At 49.0% G+C, this 22,743-nt stretch carries 24 protein-coding genes; 17 read left to right on the forward strand and 7 right to left on the reverse strand.

The annotated features are described in order from the left end of the window. Positions 1-23: 23 nt before the first annotated feature. The 13 genes from ABY802_RS03530 (at position 24) to ABY802_RS03590 (ending at position 11,882) form a co-directional block, all read left to right on the forward strand. Positions 24-1,073 carry a sensor histidine kinase gene (locus tag ABY802_RS03530; protein WP_372625629.1) on the forward strand — a complete coding sequence of 350 codons (1,050 nt, stop codon included), beginning with the start codon at positions 24-26 and terminating at the stop codon, positions 1,071-1,073. Next, positions 1,070-1,792, forward strand: coding sequence for a LytR/AlgR family response regulator transcription factor (locus ABY802_RS03535; RefSeq protein WP_372625630.1), 723 nt, complete (start codon positions 1,070-1,072; stop codon positions 1,790-1,792). Before ABY802_RS03530 ends, ABY802_RS03535 begins: the two co-directional genes overlap by 4 nt. A gap of 150 nt (positions 1,793-1,942) precedes the next feature. Next, positions 1,943-2,560: a GspH/FimT family pseudopilin gene (locus tag ABY802_RS03540; protein ID WP_372625631.1), complete on the forward strand. Its 618-nt coding sequence runs from the start codon at positions 1,943-1,945 to the stop codon at positions 2,558-2,560. A gap of 13 nt (positions 2,561-2,573) precedes the next feature. Beyond that, entirely contained in the window at positions 2,574-2,990 is a 417-nt protein-coding gene (gene pilV, locus ABY802_RS03545) for a type IV pilus modification protein PilV (RefSeq protein ID WP_372625632.1), read from the forward strand. After that, the gene (locus ABY802_RS03550; RefSeq protein ID WP_372625633.1) at positions 2,987-3,967 is read left to right on the forward strand and encodes a prepilin-type N-terminal cleavage/methylation domain-containing protein; all 981 of its coding nucleotides are present in this window, start codon (positions 2,987-2,989) and stop codon (positions 3,965-3,967) included. The genes pilV and ABY802_RS03550 overlap by 4 nt, the downstream gene beginning before the upstream one ends. Further along, a complete protein-coding gene (locus ABY802_RS03555) occupies positions 3,945-4,463 on the forward strand; it encodes a PilX N-terminal domain-containing pilus assembly protein (protein ID WP_372625634.1) in 519 nt (172 codons plus the stop codon). Before ABY802_RS03550 ends, ABY802_RS03555 begins: the two co-directional genes overlap by 23 nt. 10 nt (positions 4,464-4,473) lie before the next feature. Continuing rightward, positions 4,474-7,884 carry a pilus assembly protein gene (locus tag ABY802_RS03560; protein WP_372625635.1) on the forward strand — a complete coding sequence of 1,137 codons (3,411 nt, stop codon included), beginning with the start codon at positions 4,474-4,476 and terminating at the stop codon, positions 7,882-7,884. An 8-nt stretch (positions 7,885-7,892) separates the two neighbouring features. Continuing rightward, complete coding sequence (locus ABY802_RS03565) at positions 7,893-8,300, forward strand: type IV pilin protein (protein WP_372625636.1); 408 nt, start codon at positions 7,893-7,895, stop codon at positions 8,298-8,300. A gap of 78 nt (positions 8,301-8,378) precedes the next feature. Then, on the forward strand, positions 8,379-8,876 hold the full coding sequence (locus tag ABY802_RS03570; protein WP_372625637.1) for a hypothetical protein: 498 nt from the start codon (positions 8,379-8,381) through the stop codon (positions 8,874-8,876). A gap of 2 nt (positions 8,877-8,878) precedes the next feature. Then, positions 8,879-9,829 (forward strand): PilW family protein, encoded by a 951-nt coding sequence (locus ABY802_RS03575; RefSeq protein ID WP_372625655.1) that lies wholly within the window; start codon positions 8,879-8,881, stop codon positions 9,827-9,829. Positions 9,830-9,920: 91 nt separating this feature from the next. After that, on the forward strand, positions 9,921-10,304 hold the full coding sequence (locus ABY802_RS03580; protein ID WP_372625638.1) for a hypothetical protein: 384 nt from the start codon (positions 9,921-9,923) through the stop codon (positions 10,302-10,304). A gap of 40 nt (positions 10,305-10,344) precedes the next feature. Then, complete coding sequence (locus ABY802_RS03585) at positions 10,345-11,472, forward strand: hypothetical protein (protein WP_372625639.1); 1,128 nt, start codon at positions 10,345-10,347, stop codon at positions 11,470-11,472. Beyond that, positions 11,472-11,882, forward strand: coding sequence for a type IV pilin protein (locus ABY802_RS03590; RefSeq protein WP_372625640.1), 411 nt, complete (start codon positions 11,472-11,474; stop codon positions 11,880-11,882). Before ABY802_RS03585 ends, ABY802_RS03590 begins: the two co-directional genes overlap by 1 nt. Positions 11,883-11,893: 11 nt before the next feature. Here the strand turns inward: ABY802_RS03590 and ABY802_RS03595 are convergent, their stop codons facing one another. Beyond that, complete coding sequence (locus tag ABY802_RS03595; RefSeq protein WP_372625641.1) at positions 11,894-12,403, reverse strand: GspH/FimT family pseudopilin; 510 nt, start codon at positions 12,401-12,403, stop codon at positions 11,894-11,896. Between the two features lie 147 nt (positions 12,404-12,550). Further along, complete coding sequence (gene nadE, locus ABY802_RS03600) at positions 12,551-13,381, reverse strand: ammonia-dependent NAD(+) synthetase (protein WP_372625642.1); 831 nt, start codon at positions 13,379-13,381, stop codon at positions 12,551-12,553. A gap of 147 nt (positions 13,382-13,528) precedes the next feature. On the opposite strand from nadE, the gene glnB reads away from it, so the two are divergent. Next, positions 13,529-13,867 (forward strand): nitrogen regulatory protein P-II, encoded by a 339-nt coding sequence (gene glnB / locus ABY802_RS03605; RefSeq protein WP_290613161.1) that lies wholly within the window; start codon positions 13,529-13,531, stop codon positions 13,865-13,867. 17 nt (positions 13,868-13,884) lie between these two features. Here glnB and ABY802_RS03610 read toward each other — a convergent pair whose 3' ends face one another. Genes ABY802_RS03610 through ABY802_RS03620 form a run of 3 tightly spaced genes read right to left on the reverse strand, consistent with a single transcriptional unit; the run spans position 13,885 to position 18,309 of the window. Beyond that, entirely contained in the window at positions 13,885-15,396 is a 1,512-nt protein-coding gene (locus ABY802_RS03610) for a deoxyribodipyrimidine photo-lyase/cryptochrome family protein (protein WP_372625643.1), read from the reverse strand. Positions 15,397-15,400: 4 nt separating this feature from the next. After that, a complete protein-coding gene (locus ABY802_RS03615) occupies positions 15,401-16,786 on the reverse strand; it encodes a DASH family cryptochrome (protein ID WP_372625644.1) in 1,386 nt (461 codons plus the stop codon). Continuing rightward, entirely contained in the window at positions 16,783-18,309 is a 1,527-nt protein-coding gene (locus ABY802_RS03620) for a cryptochrome/photolyase family protein (RefSeq protein WP_372625645.1), read from the reverse strand. The genes ABY802_RS03615 and ABY802_RS03620 overlap by 4 nt, the downstream gene beginning before the upstream one ends. Positions 18,310-18,468: 159 nt before the next feature. Between ABY802_RS03620 and ABY802_RS03625 the strand changes: the two genes are divergently transcribed. Continuing rightward, entirely contained in the window at positions 18,469-19,107 is a 639-nt protein-coding gene (locus ABY802_RS03625; protein WP_372625646.1) for a DUF2796 domain-containing protein, read from the forward strand. Positions 19,108-19,174: 67 nt separating this feature from the next. Here ABY802_RS03625 and ABY802_RS03630 read toward each other — a convergent pair whose 3' ends face one another. Beyond that, positions 19,175-19,720 carry a DUF3299 domain-containing protein gene (locus ABY802_RS03630; protein WP_372625647.1) on the reverse strand — a complete coding sequence of 182 codons (546 nt, stop codon included), beginning with the start codon at positions 19,718-19,720 and terminating at the stop codon, positions 19,175-19,177. 57 nt (positions 19,721-19,777) lie between these two features. On the opposite strand from ABY802_RS03630, the gene ABY802_RS03635 reads away from it, so the two are divergent. Together ABY802_RS03635 and ABY802_RS03640 are read left to right on the forward strand one after the other, a co-directional pair. Beyond that, positions 19,778-20,488, forward strand: coding sequence for an ABC transporter ATP-binding protein (locus ABY802_RS03635; RefSeq protein WP_372625648.1), 711 nt, complete (start codon positions 19,778-19,780; stop codon positions 20,486-20,488). Next, positions 20,482-21,738 carry an ABC transporter permease gene (locus ABY802_RS03640; protein ID WP_372625649.1) on the forward strand — a complete coding sequence of 419 codons (1,257 nt, stop codon included), beginning with the start codon at positions 20,482-20,484 and terminating at the stop codon, positions 21,736-21,738. Before ABY802_RS03635 ends, ABY802_RS03640 begins: the two co-directional genes overlap by 7 nt. Before the next feature lie 27 nt (positions 21,739-21,765). Here the strand turns inward: ABY802_RS03640 and ABY802_RS03645 are convergent, their stop codons facing one another. Next, on the reverse strand, positions 21,766-22,734 hold the full coding sequence (locus ABY802_RS03645) for a metal-dependent hydrolase (protein ID WP_372625650.1): 969 nt from the start codon (positions 22,732-22,734) through the stop codon (positions 21,766-21,768). Between the last annotated feature and the right edge of the window lie 9 nt (positions 22,735-22,743).

A 22,743-nucleotide genomic window follows, 5' to 3' on the forward strand; every position in this document is an offset into this window, starting at 1 on the left:
GATGACATCAGGCAGGAGGACAGGTGAATAATTCAGTAACCGGCAAGTCTACCCTGCTATTTCCGCTGCCTGATCTCTGCCACGGCAGAATGGTGCTAAGAGTACTGGTACTGGCACAGGCTGTGGCTATTTTGCTTGCTTTTGCACCAGGCACGGCTGAAAGCCCCTGGCAACGTTTAGGGCTAATCAGTTTATTTGTACACTGGATAGCCTTGCTGTCGGGCTACAGTTACTGCAAGCTGCGACCAGTATTGGCCCGCCAAAGACCTTTATCCATAGCCGCCAGCTGTTTGCTATTACTCTGTACTATCACGGCGCTGATAAGTAGCCTTGCTTGGTTATGGTTGCATGATGCCGGCGTGTTGCTTTCCCAACATTTTATCCATTTTATTCTGGCAAATCTGATGATAGCCCTGGTGGTGGGGTTGATGGCAATTCAGCTCGGACTGATGCATGCCGAGCGCAGTCAGCAGTTGGCTGCGCAGAGCCGGGCCGAGTTAGGGGCGTTGCAGGCGCGGATCCAGCCACACTTTTTATTTAATAGTTTAAATACCGCAGCAGAACTTACTCAGCACGACAGCCAGGCTGCCGAACAGGCATTATTAAACCTGGCCGATTTATTTCGTGCTGCGATGCACGCGGGCGAGCAGATTAGTCTGACCGAGGAACTCACCCTGGCCAGGCAATATTTAGCGCTGGAGCAATGGCGGTTGGGTGAGCGTATGCAGCAAAACTGGCAATTACCGGACAGCTTACCCAAATTACAGCTGCCGGCGCTGACGATACAGCCGCTGCTGGAAAATGCAGTACGTCACGGTATCGAAAGCGCTAAATATGGCGGCACCATTGATATTGAACTGATTAATAGTAGCCAGTCGGTTACCGTGCTGATTACTAATCCTTTTGCACCTGCGCTGGATAGAAGTCGCAGTAATGGCGTGGCGCTGGCCAATATCCGGCAACGCCTGCAACTGTATTTTGGTGACAGTGCCAGTTTAACCCGCAGTATTGTTAATGGTCAGTTCCGGGTTAAACTGGTTCTCCCTAAAAACCAGGCTGGCCCGGGCGGATGAAAGTATTAATTGTTGACGATGAACCTCTGGCAAGAGCCAGACTGCAACGCTTGTTGGCACCGGTCAGCGGTTTCAGTTGTGTCGGTGAGGCGCAGAACAGCCAGCAAGCTCTGGAAATGTGCCAGCAATTGCAGCCCGATGTATTGCTGTTGGATATCAATATGCCAGGTGGTGATGGTTTGCAACTGGCCGCGACATTGGCCAGTCAGGCGCTGCCACCAGCTATTATATTTGTCACGGCTCACCCCCAACACGCGCTGGATGCCTATCAGGTATGTCCAGCAGATTATATTTTAAAGCCGGTATCGGCTGAGCGGCTGGCTGCAGCGTTGGCCCGTTTAGGGAATCGTACCCGGGCCCACATTGGGCGTCAGGCAGCAGCAGATGAAGCTATCAGTTATCAACTTGGTTCCGCAACACGCCAGATCGCCCTGAGCAAAGTGTTGTATTTTAGTGCCGACAGTAAATATGTTCGTATGGTTTTTGAAGGCGGTGAAGCCCTACTGGAGCTTAGCCTGAATCAATTACAGCAACGCTTTCCTGAGCAACTGGTGCGGGTTCACCGCAGTACGTTGATAAACAAAAGTTACTTTAGTGCGCTCCGTTCAACCGCCGATGGCAAACATTATATTGAATTAACTGCGGTGGATGAGCGGCTGGAAGTCAGTCGACGGGCACTCAGTCAGGTTAAGCAGGTGTTAAAGCTTACTCGCAGTTAAGGTCGTCATAAGCACTTTTTAATAACGATGCCGCTTGTCGGCAGAATAAACCTTTAGTCCGGGTCGCAATAGGAATAGCCAATGCCTTTTGCTAGGGTAACGCTATCAAAAAGTTTTAATCAATTAAATAACAAAGAAATGGGAAACACTATGGCATTAGTGGTTGCAGATAACAGGCAAAACCAGCGCTCGCCGAAAGGTAGGCAATATGGGTTTACCCTTATTGAATTGATGGTAACCGTTGCGGTGTTAGCCATAGTGCTGACCGTGGCGGTGCCGAGTTTCGCCAGTTTGGTGAACAGTAATCGGCTTACCTCTCAGGCTAACGATATTCTGGCCGGGCTTATACTGGCCAGAACCGAAGCCATTAAGCAGAATCAAAGCATGATTTTCTGTCATTCTGCAGATGGGGAAAACTGCTCTACGGCGCCTGCCGCGGGTTGGCAAGGCTGGTTAGTTCGCGGCACTATTGATGCGACTCCCATAGCCAGCAGCGTGATGTTGTCATCCAATTTAACGGTTCAGGCCAGTAACAGTGTGGTGGAGGCAACAATCGGTAGTACCGGAAGTTCTATCCGCTTCAGTCCGCAGGGGTTAATTCGCAGCGGTACGGCTAATAACGCCTTAAATGGCGTGATCCGTATTTGTTTGCCAGACAACCCCATAACCCCGAATAGTCGTGATATTGAACTTCGCTCTGGAGGCCGTACCCGGGTGGTGAGTAATGACGTGGCTGATAGCTGTCCAACCCCGGCTAATCCGGTTTGATAAGGTGCTTAAAATGAGAAAACACCCATTAGGTATAAAAAAACAGCATGGCGTATCCTTACTGGAAGTCCTGGTGTCTGTGTTAGTGCTGGGGATCGGCTTGCTGGGCGTTGCCGCGTTACAAACGTCCAGTATGCGTAATACAAATAGCTCGTTGGAGCGTACCATGGCGGTGATTCTCACCGATTCTCTGGCGGAACTGTTTCGTGCCAACCCGGAGCAGGCACGGTTAGGCAATTACGCTTTCAGTGATTGTGTCGGCAGTACAGAATTAGGAACGGCCAATTGGGTGCTGGATGTTAAAGAAGCGACCCGAGATGAAACATGCCCGGTAGTGAGCTGGGATGTAGACCGCTATACGGTGACGATTAATTGGGGTGATGAACGGTTAGGTGCTGAAAACGAAATTGTAACGCAGGTAATGCCATGAAAATTAAACAGCAGGGTTTTTCACTGGTTGAGTTAATGATTGCCATGGTGCTGGGATTAGTGGTTCTGGGCGGCGTTATTGGTGTATTTATTGCCAACCAAACTACCAGTCGGGCAAATATGGCGTTAAGCGAACTGCAAAATACCGCCCGCCTTAGTTTCCAATTAATGTCGCAGGATATTCGTAATGCCGGATTTTCAGGCTGTAATAATTCTCCCTGGGTAGGAAATACTATTGCGATAGCAGGAGTGCGTCCTGCCTGGGCAGACTGGACTAATGGTTCTGGTATTTTGGGGATGGCCGCACCAGCACCGGTAATTAACGGGCTTGCGCCAAAAAATGATACTCAGGCGTTACGGTTAATGTTTGCTGCGGGCAACAGTAATTCTATTCGCAATTATGACGGCATAACGTTTACCTTAAATGCTGATTCAGTGGTGGATGCCGGAGAGGTAGCTATCGCTTGTGACGAAAACGCTGCCAGTATTTTTCAGGTGGCAACGGCGGTAGGTGATACCGTAACTCATGATGGCAACGGCTTGAATGCCGATACCAATCTGGGGTTTATCAACCCATGGGTACCGGGCACCGCGCCTGCGCGTGGATTTACCAACAACGCCATGTTTATGCGATTTGAATCGATAGCCTGGTTTGTGGCACCCAGCCAGGATGATGCAGCAGTGCATTCGTTATACCGTGCCTCTTTAATTGGTGATAGTCAGGTTAATGAAGAAGTGTTGTTTGGTGTCGTTGATATGCAAATGACTTTTTTAAATGGCGATACGATGAATTTTGAAACCGCAGCAGCGGTAACCGCTGCTGGCAGGTGGGGCCGCATCATTGCGGTAAATGTCACCGTTGAGCTGGACGAAGCGGTAATGCAAGGGCTTGAAGTTCCAGATAGTGTCCGTAATGTTAATTTTATGGTGTCGCTACGTAACAGGTTAGGGGGTAATGGTGCACAAGCTATATTCTAAACAACAGGGCGTAGCCCTGGTCGTCAGTTTACTGTTACTACTGGCAATAACCTTGCTGGCAGTCAGTAATATGAAACGGACTACTGTTCAGGAACAGATGACAGGTAATTTACATGATCGCCAGCTTGCCTTACAGCAAGCCGAAGCCGCGTTGTTAGTGGCAGAGCGAATACTGGATGCTGCGCCGCTGCCTGGCGGTCCCGTAGCATTAATTAATAACGCTGGTTTTTATGATATTCCAGATCCGGTGGCTGCAGACCGCTGGGCACCGGGAGTGCCGGTTACCTGGTTAGGGGCACCGCCAATGAACACGGGCCTGGCCAATCCGGCAAGTTATATTGTTGAATACATGGGCGATTGGGCGTTCCCACCCAATTGCGACCGTGCTACTACACCGCCGGTGGGTTGTTTACAACCTACCTTCCGCATTACTGCCAGGACCCCGGCAACGCCGGGCCGGGCTGAAGTGACTTTGCAAACTATCTGGCGCCGCTGAGGATATGACAATGAAATTATTACGCTCAAAAATGCTGCCAGTGAAGTGTACTTTTCTGGCGAGCATGTTGTTTGGCTCAGCGGTAGCGCATGCGGCAATAGAAATTTCGCAAACGCCGTTGCAAACCGGCAGCTCCGTGCCACCTAATATTATGTTTATTATTGATGACTCGGGTTCAATGCAGTTTGAATTATTACCAGATGAAGCAATTTTACAAAGCGCCCGCTATATTTTCCCTCGTGCTGACGGTATCTATGAAGCTGGAGATTATAATAACCGGGTACCTACGGTACAAGATGGCCAGCCCTATAATGCGTTTTCCCGCTCACCGCAAATGAATAAAAGTTACTACGACCCGGCAGTAACTTATAAAGCCTGGGTGACTGCAGATGGTACGGTAATGCCAGATGCCAATCCGGCTTGTGCATGGCATAACCCGGTAAGGACTGGGACTTGCCCAACGGGTGCCGTCAATAGTAGGGCTCGAAATTTGACGGTGACCAACTCTAATTATAATAATAGCCGTTGGGTGCGTTGTACCAGTAGCACCGGTGGTTGTACTACGGAAAGTGATGAAACAGTAAGAAACTTTTGGCCAGCGTCATATTTTAATCATAATGGCGGTGATAACTGGGTATGGGGCAATTATACCAAAGTTGAAATAAAGCCTGTGACTGCAGTGTATAGCGGTCATGGCCGGACAAGCCGGACAGATTGTACTGCGGGCGTATGTACATACGCCCAGGAAATTCAGAATTTTGCCAATTGGTATACCTATCACCGTTCTCGTATTCTTACCAGTCGGGCAGGTATCGGCCGAGCCTTTGTTGGTCAATCAGAAAAAATGCGGGTTGGCTTTGGTGCCATTAATAAGTCTAGCTCCACTATTGATGGTGTCGACACCAATGTCATAGTGCGAGGTGTACGCGAGTTTAAAGATAGTGCTAAAGCAAGTTTCTTCAGCGATTTATATAACAGAGCGATGCCAGCAGCTGGAACGCCATTGTTAACGGCATTAAATGCGGCAGGTCAATATTATTCCAGAGATGACAGTCGAGGGCCTTGGGGTGTGAATCCTGGTTCTGGCACTGAAGCACCCATTGATCATATTTCGTGCCGGCAAAGTTTTACCATACTGATGACGGATGGTTATTGGTCGGACTCCGATGATATTTCAGTAGGTAATCAGGATGGTACAGCTGGAACAACCATTCTGAGACCTGAGGGGGATACTGGTGCAAATTACACTTATACGCCAGTTGCGCCTTTTGCTGATAGTCGTGATAAAACTTTAGCCGATGTCGCAATGAAGTTTTGGAAAAATGATTTACGGCCTGACCTGGATAACCGGGTACCTACCAGCACCATTAATCCGGCATTCTGGCAGCATATGGTTACCTTTGGTATTGGCTTAGGGGTAGTGGGTAATGAAGATCCTGACAACGCTTTCGCGGCAATAAACAGCGGTGCCACGATCAATTGGTTAAGTCCAAGTACTAATCCGGCTAAAATCGATGATTTACTGCATGCCTCAGTGAATGGCCGGGGTGGTTTTTTTACTGCTGATAAACCCGATGAGTTTGCTTCAAAGTTGGAGCGTACGCTTACTGCGATTATTGACCGGGTAGCATCTGCTTCAAACCTGGCAGGGACTACAACCTCAATGCAGGCCGATAACTTTGTTTATCAGGGCAGCTTTAACTCTGGTGAGTGGAGTGGTTCACTGAAGTCATTTAATATCGATGATGTAAATACCCCGGTATGGCAGTCAAATTTCCCTGCCTGGGACAGTCGCAAAATTTTGTTTGGCAAAACAAGTGGTGTTGCCGCGGATTTTACGCCAACTAACGTCACTGCTGATGGTAATGCGTTAAGTGGTAAAATAAACCTGATTAATTATCTGCGTGGTGATCAATCCCTGGAGCTGGGCGACAGTGCAGAGTTCCGGCGGCGGGTATCGCTGCTGGGTGATATTGCGAACTCTTCGCCACTTTATCTTGCTGCGCCGGTTAACCGTAATTACCAACGATACAACTGGGATGGTGCCAGCAGCTATCGGTCGTTTTTAATCAGTAATGCTGCCAGGGCGCCGATGGTTTATGTTGGTGCGAACGACGGTATGCTGCATGCGTTTAACGGCACCAATGGTACTGAAGTGATGGCCTATGTGCCACGGCAGATACTGACTACAGCAGCTGATTTGGAATCGTATGCCGACCCTGACTATCAACACAAGTACTATGTTGATGGCTCATCTGTGGTGTTTGATGCTTACATAGGAAGTGCCTGGCGTTCAATATTGCTAGGTTCACTGGGGCGTGGTGGTGATAGCTTATTTGCAATTGATGTTACAGACCCTTCTGCATTAGCGTCGACAACCGCTGCAGGTAAAGTACTTTGGGATAAGCGTTATCCTGAGCTTGGTGTGACGACAAACAAACCGGTGATTGCCCGTTTGAATAACGGTAAATGGGTGGCAGTTGCAGGCTATGGTTATAACAACAGCACCAATAAAGCAGGCTTGCTGGTTATTGATTTAGCCAACGGTGAAGTGTTGAAAAGACTGGAGACCACCAGTGGTTCACCGAATGGTTTGGGCCAGGTAGAAGGCTGGGATGCGACTGGCGACGGTAATACCGATTGGTTCTTTGGCGGTGATATATTGGGTAATATCTGGAAATTTGATTTATCTTCCACTAACCCATCAGAATGGAATGTTGCCTACAGTGGGCAGCCGTTATTTACCGCAAAAGATGCCGTAGGTGATGCACAAGCGATAACCGGTGGCCTGTCGTTATCTGCGCAACCGGAAACTGGCCATTTATGGGTGTTTTTTGGTACCGGTAAAATGCTCTCCAGCGAAGACCCGTTATTAAGCGATCCAAATAGCTGGTATGGTATTCGTGACGGCATTGCGATTAATGGCAGAGCAGATTTAAAACAACGTAATATCGTGTCACAGGCTGACAATGCCAGAGTAATCGAACCTGGCGCGCCCTATGACATGATGGGGTTGCGTGGCTGGTATATCGATTTAGGTGATGCCAGAGAGCGGATAGTTAACCGGCCACAGCTGGTAGGTAATAGCCTGGTGATTAATACCATTACGCCAGGTGATAATGATTGTAACCCACAGGGTAGTGGTTGGGTCATGTCCGTTAGCCCTTATACCGGCAGTCGTTTAAGTTACTTATTTTTCGATAGAAACAATGACGGTGTGGTCGATAGTGACGACGGTTTAACGGTCGATGACGTTGTGGTGCCGGTTACCGGGATCCGCTTTGATGGTATGCCAAGCGAACCGGTATTTTTTGAAGATAATATGGTGATCGGTTTAGCCGATACCCGGATAGCAAATGTCACGGTAGCACCAGGCGTACTTCGGGGCCGGGTATCCTGGCGCGAACTCACTAATCAATGAGTAGTATTATGAAATATAAACAGCAAGGTGTTACCCTGATCGAGCTTATGGTAGTAGTAGCAATAATCGGTATTTTAGCTGCTATTGCTTACCCTTCTTATCAGGATTATGTGCAGCGCACCAACCGTGCGGCGGCAGCGGCCTGTTTGATGGAGCAGGCCCAGTTTATGGAGCGCGGGTATACGGCAGCCTTTTCGTATGAAGGGGTGGTATTGCCGGCAATGCAATGCATGGATGATGTAGGCAACCGTTATACCTTTAGTCTTACCGGTGTAGCTGACAGGACTTTTCTTCTGAGTGCGGCTCCAACCGGAGCTCAGGCAGGCGATGGCTGCGGTACCCTTACCCTGAACCAAGCTGGGCGTAGAGGGGCGAATGGCGGTTTTGCTGTCGCTGATGTGCAACGCTGCTGGTAATTAATTGTGGTTATAATTTGATCTTTTGAAATAATGTTGTAACTTTATAGTTAAGTAAATTAACTATGGCATACGGATATGCGGTTACAACGCGGCGTGAGTCTGCTGGAAGTTTTAATCACCTTACTGATCCTTAAACTGGGATTGCTTGGCGTTTTAGCCGGGCAAACCCTCGCTTTACAATACGTTATAGATGCCACACAACGAACCACTGCGGTTGCGCTTAGTGCTTCCCTGGTGCAGGAGCTTGGCGCCGTGTTAACCGACCACCCTGCTTTTTCCCTTGAACTTAATCCAGATAGCTCGGCAGAACTGCCAGACTGTTCGGCTGAGGTTAGCTGCAATAATACGCAATTGCGTGATTACCAGTTAGCGCGCTGGCAGCAGTTGTGGCAAAGCGAAGCAGAGCGCGCAGCACCTCTCTTCTCGCCGCAGTTTTGTCTGCAGTTCGCCGGAGGTAATGTGCAGTTACAGGCGAGCTGGCAGCAAAGAGCCAATGCAGACAAGGCTGCCTCAGTGAGCTGCGAAGCGGCGCCCGGTCGCTCAGGCCTGGCATTAACAGCAAGGCTCCCGTGACGATGACTGGCCGGGGGTTTTCACTGGTAGAGCTGTTAATCGCCATGCTGTTAGGGCTGGTGTTATTGGGGTTTACCGTGCAAATTTTTATTACCCTGGCAGCGTCATCCAGGCAAAGCCAGCAACTTGCACAGCTGCAACAAAATGGCCAGTTAGCGCTTAACCTGCTGCATAACGAATTGCAGAATAGCGGCTTTTGGGGTGGTGTTAGTCTGAGTGATATTAGCGAGGCAACTGTTGAAATCGAGTCACCGGCGCCGGATTGTGTTGAAGCAGAGCTGGATAGTGGCAGCTTTCCCGTCGCGGGTCAGGTTTTTACCAGTTTATACGGCAAAGTCGCGACATCAGGACGCCAGCTTAATTGTCTGACATCGCTAGCCGTCGATAGTGAAGTATTGCAACTGAAAAGAGCCATTGGCCTGGCGGTCAACTCAGCAGAGCTGAGGCCGAACCGGTTTTATGTTAGTCCACATTGGCAGCAAAGCCGTTTTGTCAGTCAGGACAGCCCGGGGCTTGAGGTTGACAGTGTATATTACCCTTATCAGCATTTAGTTTTTTATATACAAAATCAGCGGGTTGATGGGCAGACCATTCCGGTATTGATGCGAAAAAGGCTAGTTCGCTCTGCCACTGGTAGCGCCAGAATTGCAACCGACTCAATTATTGATGGGGTAGAGCGCCTGCATTTTGAATTTGGCATTGATAGTGATGCGGATGGCCGCTTAAATTACACGCTGCCAACTGCGTTAATGCGCCGCGAACACTGGCAACAGCAACAGGGCTATATTGTCAGCATCCGGTTTTACATTTTAGTGCGCAGCACCTTTCCGGATCCAAGTTATGTCAATCAGCAAATTTATCAGATGGGTGCCAGCCAGTTTGAAGCGCCTGATGATCATTACCGACGGCTGCTATTGGCCGGTAGCGTTTATTTTAATAATGCTGCCTTTTAGTCGCAGTCGCCACGCCGGCAACTTTTAGTTAAACAATCGAAAAGCAGTTATTTCATCCACATAGAATGGCTACCCACAACAGGGAGGTTGTATGCGACAGAGTGGTATGGCGCTTATAAGCGCGTTAATATTTCTGCTGGTAATGCTGTTAATTGTCAGTGCAAATTTATTTATTAGTCAGATGAGTATTAAGTCTGCACAAAGTGCCCAGCGGCAATTGCTGTTTGAGCAACAAGCTCTGACACTTCATCTGAATTCAGTGACGGACACCACCAGTGACATTAGCGAAGCAGAGTTAACTGTTGTCAGCCGTTGTCCAGCCAGTTATGCGGTGTGGTCTGACACCCTCGTGCAATGTGATTTGCTGACACTGACAACCAGTTTACTATCAGATGACAGCCGCTTTGCCACCAGTTACAGCAGTATGTTACTGCGCCAGCAAATTGTCGACGGGGAGGTGCTCAGTGCAGACTAACCGTGCAAATTCGCAGTTTAAAAGCAACAGAAATACAGCGATGCAGAGCCAGCCGTGGTTAAAACTCGCTCCACTACTAGCCATCGTGTTACTGACTTTGCTCGCAACTGCTGTGTTTTGTTTCAGTGCTCTGGCAACCACTCCGGAATGCTGGCGAGCACCGGCAGAACCACGAGTGCTGGAAATGAAAGGCAGCAGCAGTTCCGGTCCGATACAACGATTTCTGCATCACAACGATCATGATGGCGCTGGTCAGTTGCAATTGTATTCAGCTGATAGCCCGCTAGTACTGGCATCTTTGCACCACTGGCCATTATCAGATAGCACAGGTGCCGCCGCTGCGTTTTATGCCAGACCCGAACCGCTGGACAGTGATTACGATGGTCTGATTGACCATCTGATAACTACCGATATTATTGGCCGGATTTGGTTAACCCAGGTCAATGCGACAGGCTTTGGGCCTACACGCCTGCTGGCCGATTTAGCTCAGCCAGACTGGCGCTTTATTGCAAGCGCAGGCGTAATGGAGGTGAGCTTGCCCTCACTGTTGCGTCCGGATGGTTTAGCAGGCAGGCATCACAAGTTACTACTGATTGCCCGGAATATTACCACTGGCGAGGATGCATTGTTTACATTGCGCCTGCCAACTTATGTGCCGTTAGCAGACCCTATTGAGTTTGATGCTTTGTTTGACCGCACTGTGCTAACCGAGATTGAGCGGGAGGAGGGGCTTAGCAGTGAACAATGGAGAAATATCGTCAATAGCGCCGGCTGGTGGGCCAGGTTATCTGGTCAGGTAACCCAGCCGCCTAAAGTCGTGGCCGGAGTCATTTACAGTGCGGTGGCTGGCAGCGATTTTAATGCAGAGGTGTGTGCAGATCAGAGTGCAGAGCACGATATTGTTGCCATGCAATTACACAGTGGCGGTTTGGTGTACAGTCAGCGCCGTTTTCGGCTGCTAAATGGCGAGGGGCAATTAAAATTACTGCAGCAACCTGATGGTACGGCAGCGTTGGTTTTGGATAACACTGATGAGCAGCAATTGGTTCTGAGCGATTTACAAATGATCTCGTCAGCATGCCAGGACTGTACCGAGCAATTAAAACTGGATGAATTCCCCCGTTGGCTGAAATTGGCAACCTACCGGCATGAAACAGGGGCACATTGATGGTCGCAATAGAGCGCAACGGTTTTACCTTAATCGAGCTCATGGTTGCGGTAGCGATAGTGGGCATTCTTAGTGCCATTGCGTACCCGTCTTATCAGCAGTATGTATTAAAAACCCATCGTGCTGAGGCGAGCCGGGTGTTGCTGACGGCTGCTAATATTCAGGAGCGCCTGTTAGCAGATTATGGTCACTACACCGATAATGTCGCAGCACTGGGTGTCGCATCAGATGGCATGACCGCCAGCGGGCGCTATCAGCTACAGGTATTGCTGAGTGATGCTGGCAGCTTTACTCTTGAAGCCACAGCCAAGGGGGCGCAGACGGCAGACCATGAGTGTCTGGTTTTTACCCTCGATCATACCGGCGAGCGTAACCGCAGTTTGCCATCATCATTATTCTGCTGGGACTAGCCGGTCCAGCCTTACTCAGGGCAGGGACTATGATGAAAGGTTAAACGATTACGTCCTGCCTGGTTTAATACCAGTGTGTAATGCCATCGGAATGTCGGCTGTGGGCAATAATAAAAAGTGCCATTTTCCAATCCATTTAAACTGCCATCCCGCCGGAATTGTAATTGACTGCGGTTATATTTTAATTGGTGCTGACTGAAAACCGGCGGAATTTGCCGCAACATAAACTCGGTTTCAGTGTGAGGGTTAAGTAAACTCATTACCAGGGGGTAATGGTGCCAGTTGCTCTGACATTCGCTACCCGACAAGGGGCAGACTCTAACCGGCTGTTGGCTGTTTGCTGCCTGGATCCTGGCAAAGCCGAGGTGGCGGCTAAACTGCGCCATATAACTACCAGCACGCTGTTTATTAATTAATTCAGCCATGGCGGGTAAGGCAACTTGCAACAATACAGCCATAATTGCCAGACCCAGCACTAATTCAAGCAGGGTTAGCCCTGCTTGCTTTGAACAACCTGTCATTAATGCACTCCCTGCAAACCAGTATTTAAGTAAGCAAAGTGTAGCAAAGATATTTATAAAGTGTTTTTTTAATGCCAGCATACTGGCATTATGGCGCGTTAACGAGGTAATTATTGACCTGTGTCCGATTTAAGTGTGCACGAGGCGTTAGTCGTAAATTGTCGGTATAGGGTCGCGCTTATGCTGGGTTTTCAGGTAAATACTAATTAAACGCTGTGCCACTTCAGGTGCAACTTGTTTTCCCTCCAGAAAATCATCAATTTGATCATAGGTCAGCCCCAGTGCAGCCTCATCGGCTTTTTGTGGCGCAAGGCATTCTAAATCTGCTGTTGGCGTTTTCCCAACCAGTACTTGGGGTGCTCCTAATCTGGCAGCAAGGGCGCGAACCTGGCGTTTACTTAAGCCAAAAAGAGGGGCTAAATCGCAGGCACCATCACCCCATTTAGTATAGAACCCGGTAATATTTTCAGCAGAATGATCGGTGCCCAGCACCAGGCCATTATTAAGCGCCGCAATGTGATACTGGGCTATCATCCGGCAGCGGGCTTTAACATTACCTTTAGCAAAATCGGCTTTCGCTTCACTTATTTTGCTGTCGCTGGCACTAGAGAGCGCCGTAAGAGTAGTTTGATGCATAGCATCAGCCGATGCTTTAATATCAACGCTTATTGCTTTAGTTGGCTGAATAAAGCGGATGGCTAATTGGGCTTCATCTTCATCATGCTGTGTACCGTAGGGCAGCCGAACTGCAATAAACTGATAGCCAGCACCATACTCATCGTTTAATTCGTTGATGGCCAACTGAGCCAGCCGGCCACAGGTCGTAGAATCCACGCCGCCACTAATGCCAAGGACCAGACTGGTCATCCCGGCATGACGTAATTGTTGTTTTATAAACTTGACCCGGCGTTGGATCTCAACGTCTGCATCTATTTCAGGTAAAACCCGCATTTGGGCAATGATATGTTCAGCCTGCATTTTAATTAGCCTGTCGTTTTAAAAAAGCACAATATCTTAACGTATCTGACAGAAATAGGATCAACTAATTGCTGCTAAAAAGCTGATGCCGGCGGGCGCATGGTTTATACTGGCGCTAACTTCTGGCCCTAAGCTTTGGAATTCGTGATGAAAAAAATTGAAGCCATAATTAAGCCTTTTAAACTTGACGATGTGCGCGAAGCACTGGCCGATATCAAAATAACCGGCATGACAGTGACCGAGGTAAAAGGCTTTGGCCGGCAAAAAGGCCATACCGAACTGTATCGTGGTGCAGAGTATATGGTCGATTTTCTGCCTAAGGTTAAATTGGAAATTATCGTTGGTGATGAATTGGTTGAGCGCTGTGTTGAAGCCATAATGAAAACCGCGCAAACCGGCCGGATTGGCGATGGCAAAATATTTGTGTTTGAAGTGGAACGGGTGGTTCGGATCCGGACCGGTGAAGAAGATGAAGACGCCATCTAAGAAAACCTGTTAACGATTTACCAGTCAAAGCTCAACTGATTTTTAGAGGGTGTTTTTTTGAGCGCTATTGGTCGCTTGCGACTGGCATGGCGCTCTATGACGGCCTGTTTCTGGTGGTGCCATTGCGCTTTGGATCGGTTTTTAAGCCATAGCCCCAGTTTTGCCCTGGCTTGCTGCTGTGCCTGCTGTAAGTCGACAATCGGTGCCGGATAACTGATATCAATAATGCAGCCATATCGCTGTTGCAGTGCCGGTGGCAGCAGCCAAGGCGTGTGCAGCCAGCTGTTCGGTAACTGCCGAAGCTCGGGCAACCACTGCCGGATAAACTGACCGTCCGGATCTTTTTGCTGGCTTTGTTTTATCGGGTTATACATCCGGTTCGGATTAATGCCGGTAGTGCCCGCCTGCATCTGAATTTGTGGGTAATGTATCCCGGGTTCGTAATCCACAAAACATTGCGCTAAATGCAGTGCGACCGGGCGCCAATGCAGCCACAGGTGATAACTGGCAAAGGCAACTAACATGGCTCGACCACGAAAATGCAGCCAACCTGTAGCTAACAGACAACGCATGGCCGCATCAATTAACGGGTAACCGGTTTGACCATTTTGCCACGCGTTGAACAATCCCGGATTAAAATCATTTTCGCGCATGCCATCAAAACCCCGGTGCATATTAAAAAACTCCACCGCCGGTTCATCCTCCAGTTTCTGCATAAAGTGACAATGCCAGCGTAAGCGGCTGAAAAACGCTTGCAAGCCTTGTTTCTGGCGCTGCTGAGTGTGTTGTTTTAGTGCCAGTAGACTCTGTTGCTGTAATTGGCGCAAACTTAACTGGCCATAACTAATGGCAGGACTTAAACGGGAACCGCTGCGCTCTGCTTTGGCTGGCAATGAAATATGCTGTCGGTAGTGGCGGCTGCGGTGATTAACAAAGCTGTGAAAGGTATCTTCGGGGTACGTTGCTGTTTGCAACATGCTGACTGCGGGTAAATCTTTGCCACGGTGAGGCCCATGCGACAATGCGCTGGGGCTGCCCGAGCTAATCCAGGGTAGTTTATCAGGCGTGGGGCATATCTCTGATTTCAGCCAGTTATCTGCCAGTTCAAACCAATTGTCGCGGTCTGCTAAGCGGCGAAACACTGCAAACTGGCGATACTGTTGCCAAGGGATCTGAAGGCTTGTCAACAACCTGCCAACGGCCAGATCCCGCTGATAGGTCCATAGATTACCGGTTTCTTCATGGCTGAATACCTGTTGAATAGCAAACTGCTTACACAGTTGCTGTAACACCACAGTGGCAGGGCCTTTAACCACCAATAAGGGTTGACCAAGTGCTCTCAGCTGCTGATCAAGTTCTTGCAGCGCCGGCGCAATGTATTGCCAGTGACGCAATGACGTGTCGGGCTGCTGCCAGTAATCGGGTTCAATGATGTATACCGGTAATACCGCGCCTTGTTTAGCGGCATACCATAGCGGCTGGTGATCCTGCAGCCGTAAATCCCGTTTAAACCATACCAGACTGGTCATTTGTTCAGGTCTTGCGGTCAGTCAATTTAGACAGCCAATAGTGCCAGTGCTCAGGTACGTTAACTGCCGGGCCGGGCTGATGGATCATGCTGCCCTGCGCTGTTAGCTCCGGCAGCATAGTACGGACGAAATCACCGTTTCCATCATAGTTAAGCGCTTGCTTAATCACATTAAACTGGCGCTCGCCGCTGTTACCGCTGCCCGCAATATAAGCCCAGTTGCCCCAGTTGCTGGCAACATCATAATCAAGCAGGCGCTGCTCAAAATAGGCGGCGCCAAGTCGCCAGTCAATGCCAAGGTCATGGATCAGAAAGCTCGCCACATTTTGCCGACCACGATTGCTCATTAAACCTGTAGTGTTAAGCAATCGCATATTGGCGTCAACAAAGGGAACGCCGGTTTGTCCGGCGCACCAATGATTAAACGTTTTATGCTGTGCCACGTTAAGATGGGGCTTACTGAAGTCCAGTGGGCCTTTTATGGCATTTTTACTAAACCAAGCCTTACCATATTTTCGAAACTGCCAGCGAAAAAACTCCCGCCATAACAGCTCAAACTTAAGCCAGTAAGTCGAGTCATTTGCCAGCTGTTGCTGCTCAAACTGCACAATCTGCTGCCAGCAAAAGCGCACAGACAAACAGCCACAAGCCAACGCTGCCGAAAACTTGCTGGCATAATACTCACCCAGCAAGCCATTACGGCTGGTTTTGTAATGACGGATCGCCTGTTTTTGCCAGATAAAGTCATCAAGCCGGCGCAGTGCCTGTTGTTCGCTGCTGCCGGGTAGGTTACCTGGCTGACTAAAGGCGGCTAACTGGCTGAAGTTCTCACAAAATTGGGCAGTTTTTGCAGGAGTTAGCCAGCGCTGTTGTGGCAGCGGTGTAAACTCAGGCACTGCAACGTCAACTTGTAACAGCGGTTCCCGTTGCTTGCGAAACTTACTAAAGCTATCCGGAAAATCAGGTAATTGCGGTGCAAGCGCCGGGCTACCCAGTAAACTGTTTACATCGTCTGTATTTACCTCAAAGCGCTGCGCGAGTTGCATAACGAGTTGTTGCTCGTAATAGCCTACCGGTGTTGCTGTCAGAATCTGCGTTGCATTAAGTGCTCGGGCAAGGGCAGTCAATTCTGTTAACGGGTCACCAAATAAAGTCACCAGGCCAATGTTTAATTTGGCCAGTGCCTGTTCGCTGTCTGCTATCAGCTGCAATTGCTGTTGCAGTCGTAACAGGCTGGCTCGCGCTACACCATACTGACTACCAAAAAAAGCGGCTTTATCAAGGCAAACCACCGCCACTAAAGGCTGGCTGCGGTCTGCCATGCCTGCCTGACATAACAATGGGTTGTCATGTAGTCGCAGTGTTTTGTCCAGCAGCACCAGGCAGCTCAAAGTTGCTCCAGATTTATCAAATATTCATCTGCTTTATCGCGTAATGCCTGTTGTTGCTCTGATGTTTTGTTGTACCAATTTTTATAGGCTAATTGCATTCGGGCATTGCCGCCAAGCTTGTCTTCGTTTCTGGCCAGAAAGTCCCAATAAAGCGCATTAAACGGGCAAGCACCCTCGCCAGTACTTTCTTTGACTTTGTAGTGGCAGTTCTGACAGTAGTTACTCATCCGGTTTATGTAGGCACCACTGGCGGCGTAGGGTTTTGAGGCAAGCACGCCTTCATCCGCAAATAACGCCATGCCCAAAGTGTTAGGCAGTTCCACCCACTCATAGGCATCAGCGTACACAGCCAGATACCAGTCTGTGACTTCAGCAACATCAAGGCCGCTTAGCAGCGCGAAATTACCGGTTATCATCAGCCGTTGAATATGGTGTGAGTAAGCGTGTGTCATGGTGTGGCTCACCGCTTGCTGCATGCAACGCATCTTGGTTTTGCCGTGCCAGTAAAAACCAGGCAAAGGGCGTTTCGCCTTTAAGAAATTGCGTTCTTTATATTCCGGCATTAGCAACCAATATAAGCCTCGGACGTACTCACGCCAGCCAATCAGTTGCCGGATAAAGCCTTCAGCCGCATTTATCGCAACGTTATCCTCCTGATACGCCGCTTCAACTTTCTGGCACATCCAGCGCACATCAAGCAGCCCACAATTTAAATATACTGAACAAATACTGTGAAACAGGAAAGGTTCGTCCAACACCATTGCATCCTGGTAGTCGCCAAATTTAGCCAGCTGCTCTTTAACAAAGTGTTTGAATGCTTCCCTGGCTTGCTTGCCCGTTACCGCGTAGCAAAAATTATCGGCTGATCCCGGATTATCCGCAAAATTCTGCTGTACCAGCTTTATCACGTCAGTGGTTATCTCATCAGGTTTAAATTGTAACGGGGCAACCGCTTTCAGCTCTGCTGGCGGGCTCTTCCGATTGGCTTTATCAAAGTTCCACTGGCCACCGACAGGTTGTTGTTTTGCGTCAAGCAACAGTCCGGTGTAGCGGCGCATCTCACGGTAGAAATATTCCATCCGAAGTTGCTTCCTTCCATCTGCCCACTTGGCAAACATACTGGCGCTGCACAGAAAGCGGTCATCTTCCAGAATATTGACCGGTAAATCGAAAGCTTGCTGCCATGCTTTAATTTCCTGCGCCAAGCGATACTCGCCGCATTCCGTCAGCATAATGCCACTGAGCTTAGGATATTTTTTCAGGCTATGTTCAACCGCAGAAGTGATTGACCCGAAACCTTGCTGATAGTCTAAATAGATAACATTACGGTCTTGCTGGCGTAACACCTCGGCAAAGTGGCGCATGGCGCTGAACAACAAAATAATTTTGTGCTTGTGATGTTTGACGTAGCTGGCTTCCTGCTTTACTTCAGCTAACAAAATAACGTCGTCACCTTTTGCTTCACGCAGCGACGGTAGTGCCGGACTAAGCTGGTCTGCGAGGATTACGATAAGCTTGGCCATAAATCCTGACTCTTAAGAACAATAGCTAATGTTACGCCTCTCTGCCGCGGCCAGATCAGCCATTTCAATACGTTGCTACCAGCAGGATGCGGCAATATATTGCGTTGCATTAACAAGCGGGTATGATAACAACATTAAGAAGGAGCAAGGACCTGACAGATGGCATATTTACGTTTTAGCACAGCAACACGCAGTTGGTTACAGGTGGTAACCCTGGGGGCCGTTTTAGTCGCAACACCGATGGTGCAGGCCCAACAAGCTGGCTCGAAGCACGATCATCAACATGACCATAAACACGATCATAAATCTGAGCATCAACACGATCATCAACATGACCATGGCGAAGACGATTTCGGCAGTCCTGGCACCCATGTGCATGGTCAGGCCACCCTGACCATCGTAGTTGAAGGCAATGAGGCGATGGTAGCTTTGCAGTCTGCTGCATACAATATTGTAGGCTTTGAACATGCGCCGAATAATGCGGAGCAGCGCCAGGAAATAAACGCTGCGCTGGATATATTGCGTCAGGGCAACTGGTTTAGCATTAATCCACAAGCAGGCTGTGACGTTGGAGATACTGATGCCAATACTGATTTAACCGCTGAGGTGAGCAGCAAACATAGCGACTTTTACGCCAACATCAGTTTGATTTGTCAGCAACCGGCACGGTTTAACGAATTGACAGTAAGCTTGTTTAATCTGGTACCGAGTTTACAAGAGATAAACGTGCAGTGGGTTATTAATGGTAAACAAGGGGCGGCGGCGTTAAGTTTAAGTCAGAGCGTGGTTGCCTTTTAATGTGTTTTATATCAAAAAAAGCCGCCGGTTCATCAGCTGATGCCGGCGGTTTTTATTAAGGTATCCGTCAATAAGTATATTCTTCTACTGAATCCGCTTTTAAGCTATAGGCAGCATTTGCCAAATCATGGCTCATGGGTTGGGTAGTGATGGTGCCAATAATCCAAAATGGCGAATAAATCATATCGGCTTTCAGGTTTTTTGCGCCACTGACGTAAATAATCTGATTTGGCGGTGGTGGCGGCACATGAATACAGGCGCCAAAATAAGGTACCAGGAAGAAACTGGTGACGTTTTGCTCGCCATCAAATTCCAGTGGGACAATAAATCCTGGGATCCGAACTTTGGTGTTGTTGTACTCTTCTTTTACTTTGGCCGATTGCAGGATTTGCTCCCAGGCACCTGCGGCCGGGTCGTTTCCATTATAGTTATCATCAAACGGTGACGGCTGACTGTAATCATGCTGTACTTCAGGCATCGCTTGTAACGCCGCGAGATCTTCTTCCGGCATTAAATCGGTCCATTCTATTGTTTTCACTTCGCTGGCATTTAGCAACATGCTAAAGCTTGCGACCAACAACATAGATAACGTAACAGATAACTTGTTAAGCATTGGAGCTTACCCTCTTAATTTTGCATAATAGACGCCAATTAATGGAGTAATCATAACATGACCGGGATTAAACCTGTGACCGACAAGCCGAAAATTCCTGCTATTGAGCTCAAAAATATCCTGTTTTATTACCAGCGCTCGGGCTGGCAACTGAGTTTGCCTGAGCTGACGTTGCTACCAGGACAGCATTTGTTTATTAAAGGTGCGTCGGGTAGCGGCAAAACCACCTTGCTTAATTTACTGGCCGGTATTCTCTCACCCCGGCAAGGCGAAATTAAGCTAAACGGTGCGCCATTTAGCAGCGTGTCGGCGGCAAAGCGCGATAACTTGCGGGCTCGTTATATCGGCGTCGTGTTTCAGCAACTTAATCTGATTTCTTATTTGTCAGTGCTGGATAATGTGCTGTTAAGTGCCCATTTTGCTGACAGCAACAAGCAAACCAGCGAACAACGGGCCCGGTTGCTGCTACAACGCCTGGGGCTTGAGCCTGAGTTACTTGAGCAACAAGCAGCGGCGTTAAGCGTTGGTCAGCAGCAGCGGGTCGCGATTGCCCGGGCGCTGCTGACAGAGCCGGCATTACTGATTGCGGATGAGCCTACTTCAGCCCTCGATGCCGACAACCGGGATAGTTTTATGCAGATATTGTTGGAACAGGCCAATGCCTGCGGTACCACAGTGATATTTGTCAGCCATGACCCCGGACTACGCCGTTATTTTGACAAGCAGCTGGATATGCAGCATCTGGCAAAGGGAGTACAGCCATGTTAATAAAACTTGCCCGGCAAAGCCTCTGGAATCGTCGTGGAACGGCGATAATGACCTTGTTTTCGTTAACAATTAGCCTGGTGCTACTGTTTGGTATAGATCACTTGCGAAAAGAGGCCAGACAAAGTTTTACCAGTACCATCTCTGGCACCGATTTAATTGTCGGCGCCCGTTCCGGCCAGCTTAATCTGTTGCTTTATTCCGTATTTAGAATTGGCAACGCGACGGCCAATGTCAATTGGGCAACGTACCAACGGATCAGCAAGCATCCACAAATTAGCTGGACAATCCCGCTGGCGCTGGGCGATTCGCATCGCGGCTACCGGGTGCTTGGTACTAACAAAGACTACTTTGTGCACTATCGCTATGCCAACCAGCAGACCTTACGTTTTAGCGAAGGCCAGCCGTTTGAGGGGGTATATGAAACCGTATTAGGGGCTGAGGTTGCAAAAAAGCTGGGTTATAAATTAGGCGATCAGATAACCTTAGCTCATGGTGTTGGCGCGGTGAGTTTTAGCGAGCATAAAGACAAACCCTTTACAGTAACTGGTATTCTTGCTGCCACCGGCACCCCGCTGGATCAAACCGTTCATGTCAGCCTGGAAGGCATAGAGGCGATTCATATCGACTGGCAACAGGGCGCACCTGTGCCAGGTCGTAAATTAAGCGCAGAGCAAGCGTTAAAACAGGATTTAACACCCAAGGCAATTACGGCGTTTATGGTGGGCCTGGAATCCAGAATGGCTACCTTTGTGGTGCAGCGGCAAATAAACGAATTTAAAGGAGAAGCGTTATCCGCAATATTGCCGGGTGTGGCATTAGCTGAGTTATGGCAAATGCTGGCGATGGTTGAAAACCTGTTACTGTTAATTACCTTGCTGGTATTAGTCGCGGGCCTGGTGGGCATGATGACTACTTTACTGGCCTCGATGAAAGAGCGGCAGCGGGAAATGGCGGTGTTACGGGCCGTTGGCGCCCACCCCTGGTATCTGTTTGTTTTGATCCAACTGGAGGTGCTGCTACTGACGATTTTTGCCTTACTGGCAGCGGCAATTACCCTGGTGGCTACGTTATGGGCCTTGCAGGACACCCTCGCCAGCCATTATGGCCTGTTTATTACGATTAATCCGTTTAGTCTGCAAAGCCTGTACTGGGCTGCTGCGGTATTAATGGTCAGTGCATTGCTGGCCTGTATTCCGGCGTTTACTGCATACCGCAGGGCGCTAAATGACGGTTTGGCAATCAGACTGTAAAGCATTCGCCCAAAACTGGCAGCAGCATCAATCAGCTGCTGCCAGTTTTTGCTGCATCCAACGCAGCGTGGCTTTCATGTCATAGGCTCTGGGTAAAGCCTGTGGTGCAGCACTGGCATCAGGCGTCACTTCAAAATTGAAAGCGTAATTTTGGCGTAAGCCCATTCTTAAATCAGTCAGAATAAGCTTATTATCCTTAGGCGTTAAGCTATAAAAACCGTGGCTGAATGACGCAATTCGGGAAATGTCCGGGTGATCTGCGAAGTACTCGCGTAAGTCGGCATCCTGTGAAAAAAACTGATAATCAACAGCTTCATCCTGCTTCAGGACATTGTAAAACCCTTCGTAATAACCGTTTTCATGCATAATCAGCACCCGCCACAACAGGGTATTAAAAGGGGTTGGCGTGACCAGTATTCCTGTTGGGGCTGGTGCAGGAAGTTGTGCATTAACCTGTGCCACTATGTACTGCTGTGCGCTGAAACTCCAGACTAAATAAAGTGAAGACAGCCCTAAGCCACAAGCTGCAGCGCGGGTGCACCAGTTTGGCCTAAGTAATGCAACTACCAGTGCAATCACAAGCGGTAGGGTATACAGCGGGTCAATAATGAAGATACTACCAATGCCAAAGGGCGTGTTGGTGAACGGTAAACCCAATCGGGTACCATAAATGGTCATTACATCCAGTAAAGGATGAGTAATCAGTACCAGGCTTGTGGCCAGCCACCAGCGCGGGAATAGTGAAAGCTGGCGATGGATAGCTGAAATCAGCCACGCAAAAAGCGGACTTAGCAATGCCAGATAAAGCAGAGCGTGCGAATTGCCACGGTGGCTGACCATTTTAGTAATCGCATCGCCAGCACCAAACAATACATCTAAATCCGGTAGGGTACCGGCTACCGCGCCCCATAACATCGCGTGTTTTATCGGTACTTTGTTACCCATCACCAATGTAGCAACACCCGCACCTAAACATATCTGACTCAACGAATCCATAATTGCTAT

The sequence above is a fragment of the Arsukibacterium sp. genome (genome assembly GCF_041616895.1).
Classification (GTDB): Bacteria; Pseudomonadota; Gammaproteobacteria; order Enterobacterales; family Alteromonadaceae; genus Alishewanella.

What these genes read in the sequence shown, in the direction of transcription:
- ABY802_RS03535 (WP_372625630.1), top strand. Translation starts at nt 1,070, where the DNA reads ATGAAAGTATTAATTGTTGACGATGAACCTCTGGCAAGAGCCAGACTG.
- ABY802_RS03540 (WP_372625631.1), top strand. Translation starts at nt 1,943, where the DNA reads ATGGCATTAGTGGTTGCAGATAACAGGCAAAACCAGCGCTCGCCGAAA.
- pilV (WP_372625632.1), top strand. Translation starts at nt 2,574, where the DNA reads ATGAGAAAACACCCATTAGGTATAAAAAAACAGCATGGCGTATCCTTA.
- ABY802_RS03550 (WP_372625633.1), top strand. Translation starts at nt 2,987, where the DNA reads ATGAAAATTAAACAGCAGGGTTTTTCACTGGTTGAGTTAATGATTGCC.
- ABY802_RS03555 (WP_372625634.1), top strand. Translation starts at nt 3,945, where the DNA reads ATGGTGCACAAGCTATATTCTAAACAACAGGGCGTAGCCCTGGTCGTC.
- ABY802_RS03560 (WP_372625635.1), top strand. Translation starts at nt 4,474, where the DNA reads ATGAAATTATTACGCTCAAAAATGCTGCCAGTGAAGTGTACTTTTCTG.
- ABY802_RS03565 (WP_372625636.1), top strand. Translation starts at nt 7,893, where the DNA reads ATGAAATATAAACAGCAAGGTGTTACCCTGATCGAGCTTATGGTAGTA.
- ABY802_RS03570 (WP_372625637.1), top strand. Translation starts at nt 8,379, where the DNA reads ATGCGGTTACAACGCGGCGTGAGTCTGCTGGAAGTTTTAATCACCTTA.
- ABY802_RS03575 (WP_372625655.1), top strand. Translation starts at nt 8,879, where the DNA reads ATGACTGGCCGGGGGTTTTCACTGGTAGAGCTGTTAATCGCCATGCTG.
- ABY802_RS03580 (WP_372625638.1), top strand. Translation starts at nt 9,921, where the DNA reads ATGCGACAGAGTGGTATGGCGCTTATAAGCGCGTTAATATTTCTGCTG.
- ABY802_RS03585 (WP_372625639.1), top strand. Translation starts at nt 10,345, where the DNA reads ATGCAGAGCCAGCCGTGGTTAAAACTCGCTCCACTACTAGCCATCGTG.
- ABY802_RS03590 (WP_372625640.1), top strand. Translation starts at nt 11,472, where the DNA reads ATGGTCGCAATAGAGCGCAACGGTTTTACCTTAATCGAGCTCATGGTT.
- ABY802_RS03595 (WP_372625641.1), bottom strand. Translation starts at nt 12,403, where the DNA reads ATGACAGGTTGTTCAAAGCAAGCAGGGCTAACCCTGCTTGAATTAGTG.
- nadE (WP_372625642.1), bottom strand. Translation starts at nt 13,381, where the DNA reads ATGCAGGCTGAACATATCATTGCCCAAATGCGGGTTTTACCTGAAATA.
- glnB (WP_290613161.1), top strand. Translation starts at nt 13,529, where the DNA reads ATGAAAAAAATTGAAGCCATAATTAAGCCTTTTAAACTTGACGATGTG.
- ABY802_RS03610 (WP_372625643.1), bottom strand. Translation starts at nt 15,396, where the DNA reads ATGACCAGTCTGGTATGGTTTAAACGGGATTTACGGCTGCAGGATCAC.
- ABY802_RS03620 (WP_372625645.1), bottom strand. Translation starts at nt 18,309, where the DNA reads ATGGCCAAGCTTATCGTAATCCTCGCAGACCAGCTTAGTCCGGCACTA.
- ABY802_RS03625 (WP_372625646.1), top strand. Translation starts at nt 18,469, where the DNA reads ATGGCATATTTACGTTTTAGCACAGCAACACGCAGTTGGTTACAGGTG.
- ABY802_RS03630 (WP_372625647.1), bottom strand. Translation starts at nt 19,720, where the DNA reads ATGCTTAACAAGTTATCTGTTACGTTATCTATGTTGTTGGTCGCAAGC.
- ABY802_RS03635 (WP_372625648.1), top strand. Translation starts at nt 19,778, where the DNA reads ATGACCGGGATTAAACCTGTGACCGACAAGCCGAAAATTCCTGCTATT.
- ABY802_RS03640 (WP_372625649.1), top strand. Translation starts at nt 20,482, where the DNA reads ATGTTAATAAAACTTGCCCGGCAAAGCCTCTGGAATCGTCGTGGAACG.
- ABY802_RS03645 (WP_372625650.1), bottom strand. Translation starts at nt 22,734, where the DNA reads ATGGATTCGTTGAGTCAGATATGTTTAGGTGCGGGTGTTGCTACATTG.